Origin of the sequence: Pseudomonas sp. AA-38, from assembly GCF_029457475.1 — a bacterium.
Taxonomy (GTDB): Bacteria; Pseudomonadota; Gammaproteobacteria; order Pseudomonadales; family Pseudomonadaceae; genus Aquipseudomonas.
This window is the reverse complement of record NZ_CP120359.1, coordinates 2,537,534-2,558,333: the sequence shown is the minus strand read 5'-3', so window position 1 is coordinate 2,558,333 and position 20,800 is coordinate 2,537,534. Positions and strand designations below refer to the sequence as shown.

General features: G+C 66.1%; 14 protein-coding genes. 2 read left to right on the top strand and 12 right to left on the bottom strand.

What is annotated here, in order from left to right; genetic code table 11:
• Positions 1–303: 303 nt before the first annotated feature.
• Complete coding sequence (locus PVE35_RS11660) at positions 304–2,760, top strand: glycogen/starch/alpha-glucan phosphorylase (RefSeq protein ID WP_268177663.1); 2,457 nt, start codon at positions 304–306, stop codon at positions 2,758–2,760.
• A gap of 917 nt (positions 2,761–3,677) precedes the next feature.
• Here the strand turns inward: PVE35_RS11660 and PVE35_RS11655 are convergent.
• From PVE35_RS11655 to PVE35_RS11630, 6 genes are all read right to left on the bottom strand, one after another.
• Entirely contained in the window at positions 3,678–3,899 is a 222-nt protein-coding gene (locus tag PVE35_RS11655; protein ID WP_268177662.1) for a hypothetical protein, read from the bottom strand.
• A 109-nt stretch (positions 3,900–4,008) separates the two neighbouring features.
• Positions 4,009–4,989 carry a lysylphosphatidylglycerol synthase domain-containing protein gene (locus PVE35_RS11650; RefSeq protein ID WP_277374722.1) on the bottom strand — a complete coding sequence of 327 codons (981 nt, stop codon included), beginning with the start codon at positions 4,987–4,989 and terminating at the stop codon, positions 4,009–4,011.
• A complete protein-coding gene (clsB, locus tag PVE35_RS11645) occupies positions 4,986–6,188 on the bottom strand; it encodes a cardiolipin synthase ClsB (RefSeq protein ID WP_268177660.1) in 1,203 nt (400 codons plus the stop codon). The genes PVE35_RS11650 and clsB overlap by 4 nt, the downstream gene beginning before the upstream one ends.
• Positions 6,185–6,973 (bottom strand): endonuclease/exonuclease/phosphatase family protein, encoded by a 789-nt coding sequence (locus PVE35_RS11640; protein ID WP_277374721.1) that lies wholly within the window; start codon positions 6,971–6,973, stop codon positions 6,185–6,187. The genes clsB and PVE35_RS11640 overlap by 4 nt, the downstream gene beginning before the upstream one ends.
• Positions 6,974–7,001: 28 nt before the next feature.
• A complete protein-coding gene (locus PVE35_RS11635; RefSeq protein ID WP_277374720.1) occupies positions 7,002–8,261 on the bottom strand; it encodes a zinc-dependent alcohol dehydrogenase in 1,260 nt (419 codons plus the stop codon).
• Between the two features lie 200 nt (positions 8,262–8,461).
• Positions 8,462–9,244 (bottom strand): helix-turn-helix transcriptional regulator, encoded by a 783-nt coding sequence (locus PVE35_RS11630; protein WP_277374880.1) that lies wholly within the window; start codon positions 9,242–9,244, stop codon positions 8,462–8,464.
• Between the two features lie 146 nt (positions 9,245–9,390).
• Between PVE35_RS11630 and PVE35_RS11625 the strand changes: the two genes are divergently transcribed.
• Positions 9,391–10,161 carry a sulfite exporter TauE/SafE family protein gene (locus tag PVE35_RS11625; protein WP_277374719.1) on the top strand — a complete coding sequence of 257 codons (771 nt, stop codon included), beginning with the start codon at positions 9,391–9,393 and terminating at the stop codon, positions 10,159–10,161.
• 105 nt (positions 10,162–10,266) lie between these two features.
• On the opposite strand, the gene glgX is transcribed toward PVE35_RS11625, so the two are convergent.
• The 6 genes from glgX to glgA are packed head-to-tail and all read right to left on the bottom strand — an operon-like array spanning position 10,267 to position 20,749.
• Entirely contained in the window at positions 10,267–12,381 is a 2,115-nt protein-coding gene (gene glgX / locus PVE35_RS11620) for a glycogen debranching protein GlgX (RefSeq protein WP_277374718.1), read from the bottom strand.
• Between the two features lie 10 nt (positions 12,382–12,391).
• Positions 12,392–12,655 (bottom strand): DUF2934 domain-containing protein, encoded by a 264-nt coding sequence (locus PVE35_RS11615; RefSeq protein ID WP_268177654.1) that lies wholly within the window; start codon positions 12,653–12,655, stop codon positions 12,392–12,394.
• A gap of 10 nt (positions 12,656–12,665) precedes the next feature.
• Positions 12,666–15,416 carry a malto-oligosyltrehalose synthase gene (locus PVE35_RS11610; RefSeq protein WP_277374717.1) on the bottom strand — a complete coding sequence of 917 codons (2,751 nt, stop codon included), beginning with the start codon at positions 15,414–15,416 and terminating at the stop codon, positions 12,666–12,668.
• On the bottom strand, positions 15,409–17,463 hold the full coding sequence (gene malQ, locus PVE35_RS11605; RefSeq protein WP_277374716.1) for a 4-alpha-glucanotransferase: 2,055 nt from the start codon (positions 17,461–17,463) through the stop codon (positions 15,409–15,411). Before malQ ends, PVE35_RS11610 begins: the two co-directional genes overlap by 8 nt.
• On the bottom strand, positions 17,460–19,214 hold the full coding sequence (treZ, locus tag PVE35_RS11600) for a malto-oligosyltrehalose trehalohydrolase (RefSeq protein WP_277374715.1): 1,755 nt from the start codon (positions 19,212–19,214) through the stop codon (positions 17,460–17,462). The genes malQ and treZ overlap by 4 nt, the downstream gene beginning before the upstream one ends.
• Positions 19,214–20,749, bottom strand: coding sequence for a glycogen synthase GlgA (gene glgA, locus PVE35_RS11595; RefSeq protein WP_268177650.1), 1,536 nt, complete (start codon positions 20,747–20,749; stop codon positions 19,214–19,216). The genes treZ and glgA overlap by 1 nt, the downstream gene beginning before the upstream one ends.
• Positions 20,750–20,800 lie beyond the last annotated feature (51 nt).

Below are 20,800 nucleotides of genomic sequence, written 5' to 3'. Positions count from 1 at the left end.
TGGGCATTTATGGATTGGGAGATCGGCCCGGCGAGGGAAGTTCAGGGTTTTGGATGACTGGGGTGGGGCAGGGTTGGCGATGGGGTGGTTGTTCCATGGGACTCTGCGTGCTTGAACATGAGGCAGCCGGGCGGACCGGGACGCCGGCCGCTCGTAGCGCCAGCGAACAGTCCGCCAGTCCATGCCACAGCTCGGTACCACAGCCCTCCAGAAAAACCCTGAACTCGCACCGCCTCCCGGAGCCACAAGAGTAGGGCCCGGCCTCGCCGTGCCGGCCAGAAGGATGAGAAGAGGGAGGGCGAGATGAGCGAATCACAAGTACGAGACGAAGGCGTGGTTGCCGGCTTCAAGGCGGCGATCCTGGCCAAACTGCGTTATGCCGTGGGCAAGGATCCGGCCAATGCCTTCGACCACGACTGGTTCGAGGCCCTGGCCCTGGCCACCCGCGACCACCTGATCGATCACTGGGAAGAATCCAGTGCTCAGGTCACGCGCCAGGACAGCAAGCGGGTCTATTACCTGTCGCTGGAATTTCTCATCGGCCGCCTGCTGATCGACAACCTGAGCAACCTCGGCCTGCTCGACGTGGCACGCCAGGCCATGGCCGAGCTGGGGGTGACGCTGGAGCGCATCCGAGAGGTGGAGCCGGACGCGGCGCTGGGCAACGGCGGCCTCGGCCGCCTGGCCGCCTGTTTCATGGAGAGCATGGCCACCCTGGGGCTGCCGGCTCATGGCTACGGCATCCGCTACGAACATGGCCTGTTCCGCCAGGCCATAGTCGACGGCTGGCAGGCCGAGCAGACCGAAACCTGGCTGGATTTCGGCAACCCCTGGGAGTTCGAGCGCCCGGAGGTGGCCTACCGCATCGGCTTCGGCGGCGGCGTGGTGACCCTGGAAGACGAAGGCGGCTCACGGCAGTTCTGGCAACCCCAGGAAAGCGTGCGTGCCATCGCCTACGACACCCCCGTGCTGGGCTGGCGCGCCGCCTCGGTCAATACCCTGCGCCTATGGCGCGCGCGCGCCGAGGAAGACCTGCAGCTCGACCGTTTCAATGCCGGCGATCACTTCGGCGCGGTGGCCGGCGAGGTGAGGGCCGAAAGCATCTCCCGCGTGCTCTATCCGGCCGACGACACCGAGGCCGGGCAGGAACTGCGTCTGCGCCAGGAATATTTCCTGGTGTCGGCCTCGCTGCAGGATCTGCTGCAGCGCCACCTGCGCCTGCACGGCGACCTGCAAGCACTGCCGCAGCGGGTGGCGATCCAGCTCAATGACACCCATCCGGCCATCGCCGTGGTGGAGCTGATGCGTCTGCTGGTGGACGAGCACCGCATGCCCTGGGCGCAGGCCTGGTCATTGACGGTGGCCTGCACGGCCTACACCAACCACACGCTCTTGCCCGAGGCCCTGGAGTCCTGGCCAGTGGCGTTGATGGAGCGCTTGCTGCCCCGGCACCTGCAGATCATCTACCTGCTCAATGCCGAGCATATCGATGCGCTGCGCGCCAAGGACATCCATGACTTCCAACTGCTGCGCGCGGTGTCGCTGATCGACGAGGACAATGGCCGCCGGGTGCGCATGGGCAACCTGGCATTCATCGGCGCGCACAGCATCAATGGCGTGTCGGCGCTGCACACGCGGCTGATGCGCGAGACGGTGTTCCGCGACCTGCATCGGCTATACCCGGGGCGGGTCAACAACAAGACCAATGGCGTGTCCTTCCGCCGTTGGCTGTTCCAGGTCAACCCGGCGCTTACCCACCTGTTGGTGGACGTGCTGGGCGAGCCGTTGCTACAGCGCCCCGAGGCATCGCTCGAGGCACTGCAGCCCTATGCCGAGCAACAGCCGTTCCGCGACGAATACGCCCTGTGTCGGCAGCGCAGCAAGGAAGCACTGGCCGAACGGGTGCAGCAGCAACTGGGCATCACCCTGGATACCACGGCGATCTTCGACGTGCAGGTCAAACGCATCCACGAGTACAAGCGCCAGTTGCTCAACCTGCTGCATACCGTGGCGCTGTACCAGGCCATCCGCAACGACCCGACCACCGACTGGGTGCCTCGCGTCAAGCTCTTTGCCGGCAAGGCCGCGGCCAGCTACCGCCAGGCCAAGCTGATCATCAAACTGGCCAACGACATCAGCCGCACCATCAATGACGACCCCACCGTGCGTGGCCTGCTCAAGGTGGTATTCATGCCCAACTACAACGTCAGTCTGGCCGAGGCGATCATCCCGGCGGCCGATCTGTCCGAGCAGATTTCCACTGCCGGCCTGGAGGCGTCCGGCACCAGCAACATGAAATTCGCGCTCAATGGTGCGTTGACCATCGGCACCCTCGATGGCGCCAATGTGGAGATGAGCGAGCGGGTCGGCGAGGACAACATGTTCATCTTCGGCATGACCGCGCAGCAGGTGCAGCGGCGCCTGCGCCAGGGGCAGAACATGGGCGAGGAGATCGCCGCCTCGGAGCGCCTGCGCGCCGCGCTCGAAGCGATTCGTGCCGGGGTGTTCTCACCGGAGGATCCCACGCGCTACACGGATCTGATCGACGCGCTGTACTACCACGACCGCTTCATGGTGTGCGCCGATTTCGACGCCTATTGGCACGCGCAGCGCGAGGTCGACCATCTCTGGCGGCAACCGCAACGCTGGTGGCGTGCCGCGGTACTGAACACGGCGCGCATGGGCTGGTTCTCTTCCGATCGCACCATCAGCGAATACGCGCGCGATATCTGGCAGGTGCCATTGCTCGCGCGCGATTAATTAGGTTCTTCGTGGAGCCGTGGGGAAGTCAGTCTTGACACTGGACTGGCAAGTTTGTGTGTTGGTTTGGTGGCTTGTTGGGTGTTCTGGACGCCGCTGCGGTGTTTGCGGGGGACTCCTTGTTTCGCCCCCTCGGGCGACTCACTTTTCTTTGAACTGCGCAAAGAAAAGTAAGCAAAAGAAACGCACCCCCGCCATCCGGAACTAGGCGTCCCCGTCATGCTGCGCTCGACTTCCCTCACTCCGGCACCGCTCCGGGGTCGGCTTACAAGGGCCATCCCTGGCCCTTTAAGCCTCTCGCGGCATCCATGCCGCTCGCCCCCTGCGCAATGCCTACGTTCGGCCTCCTGAAGGGGGCATTCGCGCGCCTGAGAGGACAGATATGCCAGGTTAGTCCTGCGTGCTCTGGCGGCTGTGAAGTCACGATGTAGCCGCCGAATTAAACCGATAGTTTCATTCGCGTAGTTTCAGCGTGCCGGCCTGTGGCCGGCATCTCGGTCAGCCCTACGGCTGACCTCGTGTTCAAGCACTCCGCGCTAATTCTGGGTTACCTCGGGCTCAGGCGCGTGCAGAGCCCGCCCAGGAGGGCGAACGGAATCGTCGTGGAAGAGGTAGAGCGACATGGATGTCGCGAAAGCCGCGATGGGCCAGGGATGGCCGACCGCGGCGGGCCTCTGGAACGGCGATGGAGTGAGCGAACCCTGGCGCAGCCAGGGCCGGATGACCGGGCGGAGGGTTTTGGTTACTTTTGCCCGTCAAAAGTGACTCGCCCGGGAGGGCGAAACCAAAAACACCAGCAAAAACGCGGCAATCCGGAACAGGCATCAGAACAACCAACACACAAACTTGCCAGTCCGGTGTCAACCAAGCATTCCCCCAAAAAATGCGAAGAAAACCATTAATTAGGGGGCGGCGGCTCAGCGCTGCACGCGATGCGCCGGCGTGGTGCCGCGCTTCTTCGGGTGCTGGATGCGCGTGACCTGGATGTCGGTGAATTCGTTCGGCCACTCGAAGGTGTGCAGCGCGCTCAGGTAGACGCGTGCCTGCTCGGGCGTGATCTGCTCGCGATTCGACTCCACCTCCACGCTGTGAGGTTGGTTGTGCAGGATGTAGCTGATCAGGTGCAGGGGCTTGGCCATCTCGTGTCTCCAGGTTTCAAGGGTGACGTGGGATAGACCCATGCCAGGCGCTTGCGAGTTCCGACCATCCGCCGGGCGGTAGCGCACCCGCGGCGCTCAGGCCCGGCGGCTAACCCGGCAGGCCCTCCCTGGCTCCGCTCTGCTGCCCCTGTTGGCGCAACGTGCGGGCGCGCTTTTCCAGCACCAGGTAGCTGATGCTGGCCAGCGCCAGTGGCAGCAGGTAATAGAGCACACGGTAGACGAGCAGGGCGGCGATCAGGCTGGCGTGGCTGTACTGGTGCTGCAGCAGGGCGAGGAACACCGCCTCGAGTACGCCCAGGCCGGCGGGGATGTGGGCCACCACCGCCGCCATGCAACTGATCAGCAGCACCCCCAGTACCGAGGCGTAGGTGGCGCCCTCCGGCAGCAGCCAGTGGATCAGCGCCGCCATCAGCGACCAGTTGGCCGCCCCCAGACACAGTTGCAGCAGCGCCATGCCCGCCGACGGCAGGGTGATGGAACGTTCGCCGAAGTGCCAGACGCGCTGGTGGGCGAAGGCGCAGATGCCGATATAGGCGCTGACCAGCACCAGCATGGCGAAGCCCAACAGTTGCAGGCCGCTCATGCCCAGCGCCCAGCTCTCCGGCAATTGCACCAGGCGCAGGGCGAAGAGGCTGCCGGCCAGCGCCATGTAGCCGATCCAGTTGGTTAGCAGGCCGAGGCTGAGGATGCGGGTCACGGTGGAGGCGCTCAGGCCCAGGCGCATGTACAGGCGATAACGCATGGCCATGCCGCCGATCCAGGTGGTGAAGTTGAGGTTGAAGGCGTAGCACACCATGGCCACGCCGAGCACCTGCGGCGTGGGCAGGCGATGCCGGCTGTAACGCCGTGCCAGCAGGTCGTAGCAGGCGAACACCAGGTAACTGGCGGCCGTCAGTAGCACGCCCACGAGCAGGGTCTGCCCACTGTAGGCGGTCAGCGCCTGGCGCACTTCGCCCCAGTCCTGGTTGCGCAGCAGCATGTACAACAGCACCGCCAGCAGGATCAGGAAAAACAGGGTCAGCAGGCGCTTGCCCCAGCGTAGCCAGGGGCCTTGGACGGGAAACTTCATCGTGGCTGTTCCTTTTCGTAGATATCCATCTCATCGTCGGGCTGCAGGGGCTCGAGGTTCTTGCTGTGGCCCGGCAACCAACCAGCGATGGCCGGAAAGCGCCGGATGAAGTGGAAGCAGAGGAAGATCAGCGGCGCTCGCCACCAGTAGCCGCGCACCGCGCGTTCCTGGGTCACCGCCCGGCAATGTTGGGTCGATAGCTGTTGCAGGTGCTCGTGCAGTTGCTGATTGAAATCAGGGTCGCGAATGATCAGGTTGGCCTCCAGGTTCAAGGCCAGGCTCAGCGGATCGAGGTTGCTGGAGCCCACAGTGACCCAGTCGTCGTCCACCAGCGCTACCTTGCCGTGCAGCGGGCGCTGGCAGTATTCGCGGATCGCCACGCCTTCGCGCAGCAAGTAGTTGTAGAGCAGGCGCGAGAAGGCCTGGGCCCAACGCATGTCCGGCTGGCCCTGGAGGATCAGTGTCACCGCCACGCCACGTCGTGCGGCATTGCGCAGAGCGCGAAGCACGCGATAGCCGGGAAAGAAATAGGCATTGGCCACCACTACGCGCTGGCGTGCGGCATCGAAGGCCGCCAGGTGTTCGTCCTCGATATCGGTGGTATGTCGTTCGTTGTCGCGTTCCACCAGCTTGACCCGCGCCTTGCCGGCAGGTGCCAAGACGGGGCGCGCCGGGCTGGGTTCGGCGATGGCCGGGCTGAAGAAATCCAGCATGGCGGCATGCAGATCGGCCACCACGGGGCCGCGTACCTCCACGGCATAGTCCTGCTTGGCCATCTTGCCGAAATCGCCGAGATGGTCGGCCGAGTAGTTGATGCCGCCGACGAAGGCGCGTTCGCCATCGATCACCAGCAGCTTGCGGTGCAGGCGGCGGAACAGATTGGTACGTACCCCCAGGCGCTTGGGGCTGGGGTCGTAGACTTGCACCTGGATGCCTTCACGGGTCAGCGCGGCCACGTAGTCGCGGCCGAGATCGGCGGTGCCGTAACCATCGACCGCCAGCACCACGCGCACGCCGCGCCGAGCGGCGTCCACCAGTACCCGCTGCAGCTCCAGGCCGACCTTGTCCTCGAAGATGATGAAGGTCTCCAGCAACACTTCCACCTGAGCCTGGCTGATGCACTCGAACGCGCGCGTGTAGAAGCCTTCGCCGTTGATCAACAGGCGCAGTTGGTTGCCCTCTCGCCAGGCACCATTCATAGGTGGATCTCCGCGCTCAGGGGCGCATGGTCGGACAGATGCGACCAGGGCCGGGTGGACAGTACCTGCGGCTTCTGCGCCGTGGCATTGCGCGTGTAGATGCGATCCAGGCGCAGCAACGGGTAGCGTGCGGGGAAGCTGCGCGCCGGCTTGCCGAGGTGTTGGCCGAACGCCTCCACCAACCCATGCGGGGCGAGCAGGGCATCGGCCCGTTGCCGCCAGTCGTTGAAATCCCCGGCGACGATCACCGGCGCCTGCTCGTCGAAGGTGGCCAGCAGATCGAGCAGCAGGCCGAGCTGCTGCCGCCGGTGCGCTTCGCGCAAGCCCAGGTGCACGCACACGGCATGCACCTCGCGGTTGCCGGGAATCTCCAGCTTGCAATGCAGCAGGCCGCGCTGCTCGGTGCCGCTGACGCTCACGTCGAGGTTGCGCTGCTCGACGATGGGGAAGCGCGACAGCAGCGCATTGCCATGGTCACCGGCCGGGTAGGCGGCGTTGCGCCCGTAGGCGAACTGCGGCCACATGCTGTCGGCGAGGAACTCGTACTGCGGCATGCTCGGCCAGTCACTGAAGCGCTTGGCATGCAGCGCGTGGCTGCCCAGTACCTCCTGCAGGAACACCAGATCGGCGCCAGTGGCCTGCACCGCCTGGCGCAGCTCGGGCAGGATGAAGCGCCGGTTGAGCAGGGTGAAGCCCTTGTGGGTGTTGATGGTGAGCATGCGCAGGGACTTGATCGGCGTTACCCGGTCGATGATCACCTCGGGGTTGGGGATGGTCGTGTTCACGCTTGGCTCGCCCTCCATTGCCTCGACATCACAGGTCGCCCGGTCGTTTGGAGCGGGCTTCCTTGAGTGGATCGGCCTCGGCGATAACGCGATCCAGCGCCTCGCCACCACGCACCCGCTCCTCGCTGCCACCGTCACCGGGCTGGCGAGCCGGTTGCAGTTCTACCTTGATCCAGCCGCTGTCGCGCCGGTCGAAGGCCTTGAACGCCTCAATGGCGTCGCTCATGGGTTTGACCTGGGTAAGGATCTTCGCCGGGTCGATGCGCCCGGCCTGCACCATCTCGATCAGTTTCGGGATATAGCGGCGGTGGTTGCAGTTGCCCATGTTGATGGTGAGGTTCTTGTTCATCGCCTGGCCGATGGGAAACTCGCGCGCCTGTTGCGGGTAGACGCCGATGATCGACAGCGTGCCGGCCTTGGCCAGGGCATCGACGGCCCATTGCAGGGCCTGCTCGGGGCCATCGCCGGGTTGCCATTGCTGGGCCGAGTGCGCATGGCCGTGGGTCGGGCATTGGGCGTCGACGCCCACGGCGTCGATGGCGCGATCCACGCCGATGCCATTGGTCAGGCGGCGCAGGGTGTCGACCGGATCTTCGCGGTCGAAGTTGATCACCTCGGCGCCCTGACGGCGGGCCATGTCCAGGCGATCATCCAGGTGATCGATGGCGAACACCCGCGCGGCGCCGAGCAGCTTGGCACTGGCGATGGCGAACTGGCCCACCGGGCCGCAGCCGAACACGGCCACGCTGTCGCCGGGACCCACCTCGGCCAGCTCGGCGCCGAAGTAGCCGGTGGGGAAGATGTCCGAAAGCAGGATGGCCTGGTCGTCGCTGATCTCGCTGGGCAGCTTGACCAGGCCGATATTGGCGAAGGGAATGCGCGCCATTTCGGCCTGCAGGCCATGGAAGGCACCGGTGATTTCCGGGCCGCCATAGAAGGAGGTGCCGGCCTCCTTGCCATTGGGGTTGGCCTCGTCGCACTGGGCGTAGTAGCCGGCGCGGCAATAGCTGCAGTTGCCGCAGGCGATGGTGGAGGGCACCACCACGCGATCACCGATGTTCAGGTTGCGCACGTCGCTGCCCAGCGCCTCGACGATGCCCACGGCCTCGTGGCCGAGGATGGTGCCCTTGCGCATGCCACCCACGGTGCCGCGCACGAAGTGCAGGTCGGTGCCGCAGATGGCCGAAGCGGTGATGCGGATGACCGCATCGGTGCTGGCTTCGACCTCGGGTTCGGGTACATCGTCGAGGCGGATGTCGCCGATATCGTGGAAAACCACTGCTTTCATGTTTGCCTCCCGGTGGCCGGCCAGCGGGCCGGCGCGCATGGGTTATCGCTGGGGACGCTAGATGGCCGCAGGCCAGCCCCAGGCCTTTACTGTTCGAGTGGGTGGGGGAAAACAGGGTTCAGGGTATTTTTTGGGGGGCTTCGGAGGGGGCAGGCTGGGGGCTCTATATTGGGTTTCTGGACGCCGCTATGTTGAGGTCGTTATTCCTTTTGGCGACTAGCCGCCCGAATGAAGGCCGTTGGAGATTGGCCGAGTACCTTGCGAAACATGCTGGAGAAAGCAGCTGGGCTGTCATAGCCGAGTTCCAGCGCGGTTTGGGTAACGGGACTGCCCGAGAGTAGCCTGGGAATAGCCGCCATCAGGCAGGCCTGTTGGCGCCATACACCAAAGGAGAGTCCGGTCTGCTGACGGAACAGGCGATTGAAGGTGCGCTGGCTGCAATGCAACTGCCGCGCCCACTCCTCCGGAAGAGTGTGAATGCTCGGCTGGCCGAGAAACTCTCTGCACAGGCTGGCAAGTGCAAGGTCATGGGGCAGTGGCGCAAATAGTGGCAGGGCCTGAGCCTGTTCCAGTTCGTATAGAAGTAGTTGAGCCAGGGCACCGTCGCGGCCGTTTTCTTCATAGAGCGCGGGGATGTGGGCGGAAGCCAGCAGCAAGTGATGCAGGAGAGGCGTCACGACCAGCACCTCACAGTTGCGCGAAGTGCGTGGCGCAACGTGGGGCTCGATATACAGGCTGCGGGTGCTCACCCCGTTCATGCGTACCTGATGGCGCTTGCCCGAAGGTAGCCAGACGCCGCTATAGGGGGGCACCATCCAGGTACCGTCATCCGTGTCGACTTCCATAAGACCTGTCATCCCATAAAGAAACTGGGCACGGCGATGGGTATGAAAGTCGAGGAGGGTGCCGGGGCGGTAGTCAGTGCCGATGGCCACCACGGGACGTGCAACGTGATCCACCTCTGACAGGAGCGTATTGAGCATTAGCGTGAACCTGGCTGAAACGCGTTGATGGTTGTCCGAATGACGAATGTCGGCCAAACCTCGCCAGCATATAGTCCCTGCTGTTTGGTTTCATCAGGGGCGTGCCGGTGTATAGCGTATTGCTGCTTTGTGGCGTGGGGGCGGGAGTGACCACCGTATTGTTCGGTTTCGGTGGCGGGTTCGTGGTAGTTCCCTTGCTGTATACCCTGCTGATTGCCGTCCATGGGCCGGATAGTGGTATCGGTCAGGCAGCCATGCATATTGCAGTGGCCACCTCGACGGCGTTGATGGTGTTTGCTGCTTCCCTGTCCACATGGCGCCACCACCAACGGCAGACCGTGCAGTGGCATTTGGTGCGTTCGCTGGTGGGCTATATCGCCGTGGGCGCTGTGCTGGGCGCGGCGGCTGCTGTGTCGTTGAGTGGCGAGTGGGTGCGCTGGGCGTTTATCGGCTATCTGGGCATCACGATTACGGATGGTGTTCTGCGGCCCGGTTTTCTGCGCCAGGCGGGGAGTGAGATGTGCCCTATGGGGCGTGGGGTAACGGCGATGACGGGGACATTGATTGGTGCAGTGGCCGCTTTGCTGGGCGTAGGCGGCAGCGTGATGACCGTACCGCTCATGCGCCGTAGAGGCGCGAGCATGACGGCGGCCACTGCCATGGCCAATCCGTTGTCGTTGCCCATGGCGGTGAGTGGCACCGCGACGTATGTGTTGCTGTCGGCAAATCATCCAGCGTTAGGGGACTGGTATGCCGGTTATGTGGATCTGCGCGCCTTGCTGGCACTTGCCGTGGGCTCATGGCTCGGTATCCGTTTGGCGTCGACCTGGATTGGGCGCATTCCTGACCGTCTTCATGCCAGGGTGTACCTGCTATTGCTGAGCATGGTGCTGGTAGTGATGGTTTTTGTGCGTTGAGCATTGCCTGCTTGGCAGATGCCTGTTTTGTGGTGCGGCTCTTTGGCTCTTGCAGTCGAGAACACAGGGGCGAAAACACACCCAAACGAGCCCCCATTCTGCCAATCACCTCTGCAACTCCAACAACTGCAACGACCTTCCTGCCAACTCCACCGCCTCAAACTGCACCGGCGAGGGCCGGGTCTGCCCGCTGTGGGTATCGACCAAACACAACCAATGGCGCCCGCCATTGACCTCAGGGAGCTGAAACTCGCATGGCTCGTGCCCTGCGTTGAGCAACAGCAGCAGGGTGGCGTCGGCGCCGCTGCGCTTGAGCCCCGATGGCTGTGCGCGGCCGTCCATGAGCATGCCCATGCAGCGGGCTTCCTCGTCGTGCCAGTGCTGCTCGGTCATCTCCTCGCCGTCGGGGGCCAGCCAGGTGACGTCCTTGACGTCCAGCTCCTCGTTGTAATGGCCGACCAGAAAACGCTGACGACGCAGGATCGGGTAGTTGTAGCGCAGGGCGATCAGGTGCTGAGCGAAGGCCAGCAGAGCACGGCCTTCATCGTCGAGGCTCCAGTCCACCCAGCTCAGTTCGTTGTCCTGACAATAGGCGTTGTTGTTGCCATGCTGGGTGCGACCGAACTCGTCGCCGGCCAGCAGCATCGGCGTGCCCTGGGCGAACATCAGGGTGGCCAGCAGGTTGCGCATCTGCTGCACGCGCAGGCTACGTATGGCGGGGTCGTCGGTGGCGCCTTCGCAGCCATGGTTCCACGACAGGTTCCTGTCGGTGCCGTCCTGGTTGTTCTCGTCGTTGGCCTCGTTGTGCTTGTGGTCGTAGGACACCACGTCGCGCAGGGTGAAACCGTCGTGCGCGGTGATGAAGTTGACCGAGGCGAAGGGCCGCCGGCCGCGCTGGTTGTACAGGTCGCCCGAGGCGGTGAGGCGGCTGGCCAGTTCGGCCAGCTCGCCGCGATCCCCCTTCCAGTAGGCGCGCAGATTGTCGCGGAACTTGTCGTTCCACTCCGCCCAGCCCGGTGGGAAGCCGCCCACCTGATAACCACCGGGGCCGCAGTCCCAGGGCTCGGCGATCAGCTTGACCTTGCTCAGCACCGGATCCTGGCGGCAGGCGACGAGAAAGGCGTGGCGTTCGTCGAAGCCGTGCGGATGGCGACCAAGGATCGACGCCAGGTCGAAGCGAAAGCCATCCACGCGCATCTCCGTGGCCCAGTAGCGCAGCGAGTCGGTGACCATGCGCAGCACGCAGGGGTGGCTCAGATCCAGGGTGTTGCCGGTGCCGGAGTCGTTGATGTAGTAACGCCGTTCGTCCGGCATCAGGCGGTAGTAGCTGGCGTTGTCGATGCCGCGCATGCTCAGGGTCGGGCCGCGTTCGTTGCCCTCGGCGGTGTGGTTGTAGACCACGTCGAGGATCAGCTCCAGGCCGGCATCATGCAGGTGCGCCACCATCTCCTTGAATTCGCTGATGCGCCCGCTGGCCAGGTAGGCCGGGTGCGGCGCGAAGAAGCCGATAGTGTTGTAGCCCCAGTAGTTGCTCATGCCCTTTTCCAGCAGGTGCTGGTCGTTGACGAAGGCATGCACCGGCAGCAGCTCGACGCTGGACACGCCCAGTTCGCGGATGTGCCGCAGCAGCTCGGGGTGGGTCAGCCCGGCGCAGGTGCCGCGATGGCGTTCCGACACGGCCGGATGGCGCATGCTGATGCCGCGCAGATGGGTTTCGTAGAGCACCGTGCGTTCCCAGGGGATGCGGATGCGTGGCTGCTCGCCCCAGGTGAAGGCCGGGTCGATCACCTTGCTCTTGGGCACGAAGGGGGCGCTGTCGCGCTCGTCGAAACTCAGGTCGCCGTCCGGGTCGCCGATGGTGTAGCCGAACAGGGCTTCGGACCATTGCAGCTTGCCCACCAGTTGCTTGGCATAGGGGTCGATCAGCAGCTTGTTGGGGTTGAAGCGGTGCCCGGCCTCCGGCTCGTAAGGGCCGTACACGCGGTAGCCGTAGACCTGGCCTGGGCGGGCATCGGGCAGGTAGCCATGCCAGATCTCGTCGGTGTATTCGGGCAGCTCGATGCGTTCGATTTCCTTCTCGCCCTGTTCGTCGAAAAGGCACAGTTCCACTCGCGTGGCGTGGGCGGAGAACAGGGCGAAATTGACCCCCAGGCCATCCCAACTGGCACCGAGCGGAAAAGGGCTGCCTTCGCTGATGCGTGAGCGCTGAGTCTTGCGCATGTGGGCCACCTCAGGCTTTCGGCGTTTTCGGGGTGCGCGGCGCGCGCGGTTTCTTCAGCAGGGCCGGCTTTTCGGGCTCCTCGAGCGGCACCGTCTTGGGCTTGCTGATGCGCCGTGGCTTGGGCTTGGCCGGCGCAGCAGGGACGGCGGCCGTCTCCGCCTCGGCCAGCTTGCAGGCCATGCGCCAGTGCCGTTCGTGCTGCCCCTCTGGCCGGCCTTCGGATTCCCAGATCTGGAAGGCGAATTCGCGGATGCGCTGTTCATCGATGTTCATGAGGTGACTCCTATGACCGTGGGGTAAGACGAAGCAGATTGACGGGGCACTCGGCCAGCGCGGCGCTCAGGGCGATGCAGCGCCCATCGCCCGCAGCGCATGGGGCCAGCAGGCCTTCGACCTGGCAGACCTGCAGATCGCCAGGCAGCACCACCCGGGTGTCGCCCCAGCGCTGCGCGGGGACGTGCGGCAAGGGGTGCTCGCCCAGCAGCCCGGCAGCCAGGCGCGGCACGATCACCAGCAGGTGTTGGTCACCCAGGCTGCGCAGGAAGGCCAGCGCGTGGCCCGCCTGTTCTCCCTTGATGCCCAGTGGCCGGTAGCGGCCCTCGGCGAACAGTAGCGGCTGCGCGGCGCGCAGGCCGAGCACGCGCTGGATCAGCCATTGCTTGATGCGCCCGTCCTGCCAGCTCTGCAACTTGCTGGCCGGGCCATCCTCGGCCTGCAGGGCGGCCGAGCGCGCGGCGAAATCCACCGGCCGGCGGTTGTCCGGGTCGACCAGGCTGAAGTCCCAGAATTCGCAGCCTTGATACAGGTCGGGCACGCCCGGCGTGGTCATGCGCAGCAGGCATTGCACCAGGCTGTTCAGCGCACTGGCCGGCGCCACGGCGGCAACGGCGCTGACCAACTCCCGGCGCATGGCCAGCCCCGTGGGTTCGCACAGCAGGCGCCGCAGGAAGTCCGCGCAGGCGGCCTCGTGCTCATCGTTCGGCGCGCTCCAGGTGCTGTTGAGCTTGGCTTCGCGCAGGGCCTTGCGTTGCCAGCCGAGCAGGCGCTGCAGGTAGGCGTCGAGGCCGGCTGCGTCGTCCGCCTCGAGCGACAGCGGCCAACTGCCGAGCAACGCCTGGTAGAGGATGGCCTCTTCGCCGCCGTCCGGTACCGGCCGTATCTGGCTCAGGTGCAGTGGCTGGGCGAGTTGCTGCCAGTGGCGCACGCGTTCGGCGTACCAGGAGGCGCGTTCGCTGAGCACTGCCAGGCGGGCGCGGCAATCCTCGCCGCGCTTGTGATCATGGGTGGCAGTGGCCAGCAGATTGAGCGGATGACGAGCCGCGCGCTCCGCGCAGGCCTGGTGGAACTGCTCGACACTGGCGCTGAAATGCTCGGCATCGAAGCCCACGTCATAGCGCGACAGCAGCACCCCGGCGCGGTACAGGGCGGTGTCCTCGACCGCCTTGGCCGCCACTGGCGAGGTCAGTTGCTGGAAGCGCGTCAGCGCCTGGGCGCGCAGGCGCCGCGCTCGACCAGGGGGCAACTGGCGCAGGCGAGCACCACCGAGCCAGTCGTCGAGGTGCGCGAGCAAGGGCCAGTCGGCTTCGGCCAGGGTTTGTCGCGCGCCGTCCAGGGCCTGCTGGAAGAATTGCTGATCCTGTAGCGAGCGGCCGCAGGCCTGGGCATAGGTGCGGTACACCGGAAAATGCACGATCAGCTCACGCAAGGCCCGGCGGATCGCCCCCAAGGTCAGGTCGCGGGTGGCGATGTCGTGGCGCGCCACCTGCAGCAGGCGCTGGGCCACTTCCTCCAGATCACCGGCCAGCGAGCCGTCCAGCACCAGGCGGCGTGCCTGCAACACTTCTTCGGCGAACGCCGCAGGGCGTCCGCTGAGCTGTTGCCACAGGGTCGCCAGTGGCAGCTCACCATGCGGGTCGTGCTGCAGCAGCGACACCTGATTCATGAATTCGTAGCCCGTGCTGCCATCCACTGGCCATTGCTCCGGCAGTTGCTCGCCGGTGCCGAGAATCTTCTCCACGAAGATGGGGAAGTGCGCATCGCCGCGCAACCGCGTGACGCGCCGGCGCAGGCGGCTGCAATAGGCCCGTGGGTTGGCCAGGCCGTCGATGTGATCCAGGCGCAACCCGTCGATCAGGCCGCGCTCGATCAGCTCGAAGACCTTGGCATGGGTCTGCTCGAACACCTCGCGGTGTTCGACGCGCAGGGCGCCCAGTTCGTTGATGTCGAAGAAACGCCGCCAGTTGATGTCATCCGCCGCCGTGCGCCAACTGGCGACGCGGTAATGCTGGCGTTCGAGCAACTGATGCAGGCGCTGCTGGCTGGCCTCGTTGCGGCCCTGGAAGCGCGCGAGCAGCGCCGGCACCTGCTGCGCCTGGCTGGCCAGTTCGGCGCACAGTCGGCGGGCCTCGTCGCGACCGGCCTGATCGCTGTGCAGGCGGGCGAAGCGTTGGCCCAGCTCGCGCAGGACCGGGTCCTCGCTGGCACGCAGGATCCAGCCGTAGCTGGGTGGCGTCAGCGGCAGGCGATGCTCGAAATGGCGCGCATGGATGCGCCCGCTGTCGGCCTCGAAGACCAGTTCCAGGGTGCCGTCGCGCAGGGCCTCGCCGTAATCGCTGCGCAGGAAGGGCACCAGCAACTGGCCGCTGAGCAGCGGGTCGTGGGATTGCCACTGGATGTCGAAGAAGGCCGCGTAGGGGCTGGCCTGGCCCCATTCCAGCACGTCCAGCCACCAGGGGTTGCCATCGCCGCCGACGGCCATGTGATTGGGCACGATATCCAGGATCAGCCCCATGCCGTGCTCACGCAGACAGGCCACTAGCTGCTCCAGTGCCGCTTCGCCACCCAGCTCGGGGTTGACCCGGTTCGGGTCGATGACGTCATAGCCGTGCTGCGAGCCCGGCCGTGCGGTGAGAATCGGCGAGGCGTACAGGTGGCTGATGCCCAGCCGCGCCAGATAAGGCACCTGGGTGGCCGCATCGTGCAGGGTGAAGCCCTTGTGCAGTTGCAGGCGCTGAGTGGCGCGTAGTTCAGTCATCGCCGGCCTCCCGGCGTGCCTTGTCCAGAGTCGCCAGGCGCTGGCGGGCGGCCGGCTGCTCCAGCAGTTCGTTCACCGCCAGTGGGTAGCGCCGTCGCCAGTTCGGGTGCAGGTCGCCGGGGCCGGGCAGGTTGGGCTGCTGCTCCAGGCCGCAGACGTCCTCCAGCGGCAACAGGGCCAGTGGCGCCGGGGTACGGCCGATGTGCTCGATGCAGGCCAGCAGGCTGGCGTCATCGTCCAGACCGACAGCCATGCCCTGGTGCTCCAGCAACTGGCGCAGGGCCACGCGCTCGCCGGCCCGTTCGGCATGATCGGCCTCCAACAAACTGGCGTCGCGATGCCCGGCGCGCACCCGCCATTCCAGGTCGCGACCGGCGAGCCAGCCCTTGATGGTCGGCAGGTCGTGGGTGGTGGTGGTGGCCAGGGCGTTGTCCGGCCAGCGCGGCGCGGGCACGAAACCCAGGTCGTCCTGCTCGAACAGCAACACCCGGGTGCCGAGAATATTGCGCGCGGCAAGCTTGTCGCGCAGGCCTTCGGGCACGGTGCCGAGGTCTTCGCCGATGACCAGCGCACGGTGGCGCTGCGACTCCAGAGCCAAAAGGCGCAGCAGGTCATCCAGCGGGTAGCGCAGGTAGGCGCCTTGCAAGGGTTCGGCGCCCTCGGGGATCACCCATAGACGTTGCAGGCCCATGACATGGTCGATGCGAATGCCACCGGCATGGGCCAGGTTGGCCTGGAGCATCTCGATGTAGGCGCGAAAACCATGCTGACGCAGCCCCTGCGGCGAGAAGGCGGCCACGCCCCAGTTCTGCCCCTGGCGGCTGAGGATATCCGGCGGCGCGCCGACGGTGACCGAGGGCAGCAGTTCAGCCTGGCGCGACCAGGCCTGGCTGCCGGCGCAATCGGCGCCTACCGCCAGGTCGGCGATCAGGCCGATGCCCATGCCGGCGCCACTGGCGGTGGCCTGAGCGCATTCCAGACCATGGGCGATCAACCACTGGCAGAAGGCCTGGAAGCGCAGTTCGTCGGCATGCTCCATGGTGAAGCGGATCACCGCGCCCTGGGTGGGGCTGCGCAGGGCCTCGGGCCAGGTGCGCCAGTCGCCGCTGGCCCCCTCGCGCAGGCGCTGGGCATGGATGGCCTCGAAGCAGCAATGCTGTTGCAAGGGCTCGCCGGCCTGCTGACAGAAGGCCTCGAACCGCCCCAGCAGTTCGCCAGGCGCCTCGCGGAAATCCGCATAGAGCTGGCGTAGCAGGCGTTGCCGGGCCGTGGCCACGGCGGGCCAGTCGATCAGCTCCAGGGCTTGCAGGCGCGCCATTTCCGCCGCCAGGCCGGCACGCTGGATGGCGCGGTCGACGCGCTCCTGGCCCAGCAGCATGGCTGGTGCGGCATACAGGCTGTTGAAGAACAGACGGCTGGAAGGGGAGTAGGGGCCGAAGCGCTGCACCTCGGCGCCGAACGGCGCGTGCACAGGGCTCAGGGCCAGGGCATCGGCACCCTGGTCGGCGGCATGCCGGGCCAGATCGGCCACGGCCTGGGTGTCGCCCAGACCACCATCGCCCTCGCGGCGCAGGCCGTAGAGCTGGACGGCGAGCCCCCAGATGCGCGGCTTGCCGCACAGCTCCTGCACCGACAGGCAGGTAGCCGGGGCCACGGCCAGGCGGTGCTGGGTGTCGCGAATCTCCAGTTGGTAGTAGCCGGGCTGGTGGTGCGCAGGCAGATGGCCATTGGCGTCGAGCCGGCCTTCGCTGGTATTGCCCTGCTCGTCGGTCAGCCGATAGGGGCTGTCGGCCGGGTACAGGGTCAGGGGCAGCGGCTGGCCCTGATCCTGGAACAGCAGCGCGGCGTCTTCCGGCACATGGCGCTGTTGCACCAGAGCGGCCAGGCTGGCCCGCAATTGTTCGGGGCTCTGCGCTGGATAACCGAGCGCCTCCAGCAGGGTGCGTTGCGCTTCGGGGGTGACGCGTTGCGCCTGGCCATGGGCATCGACCCAGTCGATGCTCAGGTCGGCGGCCTGGGCCAGTTCGGTCAGTAATTGATCGCTCATTGGGCGGGCTCCAGGGTGACCAGGGCGCTGTGTGCGGGTAGCTGCTCCTGGCGCAGATCGGCGTCGTCGATACGCCAGGTGTAGAGGCGTTCGGCGCGGAAATCGGAAGCGGGCAGGTGCACGGCGCTGCTGCCCAGGTTGAGGGCGATGGTCAACGCCGGGCCGTGCCCCAGGCGCCAGCGGGCCAGCACCGCGCCGTCCCCCAGTACCTGGGCACCGAGGCTACGCGCCTCCTGCAAGCCCGGCTGCAGGCGCGTGCGGCGCACCTGCAGCAGGCCCCGGTAGAACGCCAGCCAGTCGCGCTGTTCAGGTTCCAGCGCCGGCGCCAGATCCGGCTGCGAACGCTGGAAGCTGGCCAGGGCATTGGGGTCGGCGATGGCCTCGCGGGCATGCCCGGCGCTGAACTGGGAAAACTCGGCGAATTCATTGCGCCGCCCCTCACGCACGGCATTGGCCAGCTCGTCGTGATAATCGGTGAAGAACAGGAAAGGGCGCGTGCAGCCCCATTCCTCACCCATGAACAGCAGCGGCACCATGGGGCACAGCAACAGCAGCACGGTGGCGGCCTTCAGCGCATCGGCATCGGCCAGCAGCGTCAAGCGCTCGCCGAAGGCGCGGTTGCCCACCTGGTCGTGGTTCTGCAGGAACAGCACGAAGGCATGCGGCGGCAGGTCGGCGCTGGGCTCGCCACGCGCGCGGCCCTGGCGGTTGGCCTGGCCCTGGTAGACGAAACCCTGCTCCAGCAGGGTGGCCAGCTTCTGCGTCGGCGCCTGGGCGTAGTCAGCGTAGTAGCTTTCGTTCTCGCCGGTGAGCAGCACGTGCAGGGTGTTATGGCCGTCGTCGTTCCATTGCCCATCGAAGCCGTCGCGCAACAGGTGCGCGGCGTTGTGCTCGTTCTCCAGCACCAGATGCACCTGGCGCTGCGCGGGCAGTGCCGCGTGCACGCGGGCGGCCAGCTCGCGGAGAAAAGCGCTGTTGTCGATGGCATGCACGGCATCGAAGCGCAGGCCGTCGACGCGATAGTCCAGCAGCCACATCAGGGCGTTCTCGCAGAAGAAGTCACGCACCTGGGGGCGATCGAAATCGATGGCCGCGCCCCAGGGGGTGATGCGCTCTTCATGGAAGAACTGCCGCGCATACAGGCCCAGGTAATTGCCGTCCGGGCCGAAGTGGTTGTAGACCACGTCGACGAACACCATCAGGCCCAGGGCGTGGGCGGCGTCGATCAATTGCTTGAGCTGCTCGGGCGTGCCGTAGGCATTGGCCGGGGCGAAGGGCAGCACGCCGTCGTAGCCCCAGTTGCGCGTGCCGGAAAAGGCGTTCAGCGGCATTAGCTGTACTGCGCTCACGCCCAGATCCGCCAGGTGCGGCAGGTGTTCGATCACGCCTTCATAACCGCCGAACAGACCGACATGCAGCTCGTAGAGCACGGTTTCGTGCCAGGGCCGGCCCTGCCACTCGGGGTGCGCCCAGTCGTGGGCGGCATGGTCGACCACCAGGCTGAAGCCATGCACATCGGTGAGCTGTTGGCGAGAGGCCGGATCCGGCACCGACCACTGGCCGTCGATGCGGTAGCGGTAGGCCGTGCCCACCGGGCAGTCGAACAGCAGCACGTACCAGCCTTCGCTCTGCGCCACCATCGGCCAGAGTTCGCCGCCTTGCAGCTCCAGATCCACCTGCTGCGCGCTCGGTGCCCAGAGGGCGAAGCGCACCCGACCATCGGCCACGGGCCGGGCTCCGTGACTGAACATCAGCACGCTTCCCGGCGCGCATGGGTGTGGCTCAGCAGGCGTTGGTAGAGGCGGTCATAGGGCTGCACCGCCTGCTGCCAGTACAGGGGGGCTTGCATGGCCCGGCAACGCATCGCCTCCAGCAGTTCGGGGTGGGCATGCACCTGCAGGGCGCGGTCGATGGCCGCGCGGTAATCCTCCACCTCGGCTTCGTCGAAGAGAAAGCCGCTGACACCATCGTCGATGGTGTCGGCCAGACCGCCGGTGCGCCGGGCGATGGGCAGCGAGGCGTAACGCTGGGCATACATCTGGCTGAGGCCGCAAGGCTCGAAGCGCGAGGGCATGAGCAAGAAGTCGCTGCCGGCATAGATGCGCCGCGCCGCGCCCTCGGTGAAGCCGATGTGCACGCCGATGCGTCCGGGATGACGTCGGCCCAGGTCAGCCATGGCCGCTTCCAGAGCCGGCTCGCCCAGGCCGATGGCGGCGATGCGGCCACCATGAGCGACGATATGCTCGGCCACCGCCAGGGTCAGGTCGATGCCTTTCTGCTGCACCATGCGCGAGACCACCGCGAACAGCGGCCCATTGCCTTCGAGCCCCAGCCACTGCGCCACATGCTCGGCATTGGCCTGTTTGCCGGCCCAGTCGCGCGGGGCGAAGCCTTGCACCAGGTGCGGGTCGCCCTGTGGCTGCCAGCTTTCGTCGATGCCGTTGACGATACCGCTCAACTGGCCGCTCGCCATCTTGCGGCGCAGCATGCCGTGGAGCCCGCAGCCGAGCCGCTCGGTGGTGATCTCCAAGGCGTAGCGCCGGCTGACCGTGGTGACATGGCTGCAATAGGCGATACCGGCCTTGAGAAACGACAGCCGGCCATGGAATTCCATGCCGTCCATGCCGCAGGCCTCCATGGGAACCGCCAGCTCGCTGCTGCAGGCCATGTCGCACAGGCCCTGATAGGCCAGATTATGCACGGTGAGCAGTGTCGGAACCTTGACCTGCTGCCAGGCCATGTAGGCCGGTGCCATGGCCGCGGGCCAATCATTGGCATGCACCAGTTCCGGTCGCCACTGGATATCGGCATTGCCGGCGGCCATCTCGGCCGCCGCCAGGCCCAGGCGGGCGAAGCGGATGTGGTTGTCGGCCCAGTCATGGCCCTGTGGGTCGACGTAGGGGGTGCCTTCGCGGTCGTACAGCTCGGCGTTGAGCAGCACGTAGACGATCAAGCCATCCGCCAGATCCATGCGCCCGATGCGGCACGGCGGCAGGGCCGCCAGGCCCGGCATCTGGCCGACGATACGAATGGGCCGACCGCTCTCGAGCACCTGGCGGTAGCCCGGGATGAGGATGCGGATGTCGTGCTGGGGCGACAGTGCCCGTGGCAGTGCAGCGGAGACATCGCCGAGGCCGCCGCATTTGACCAGGTCAGCGAACTCGGAGGTGACGAACAGTACGCGCTTGCGCTGTGGATGCTGGCTCTGCATGCGCAGTGGCGATTTGGCGGCTGCCGGAAGGTGGGGCTCGGGTTGTAGTCGGGCGGGGGCTGCAGCGCTTGCCATGTCTTTCTCCATCGTTCGGGTGTGTAGACGATCCTTGACCTGCCGATGGCA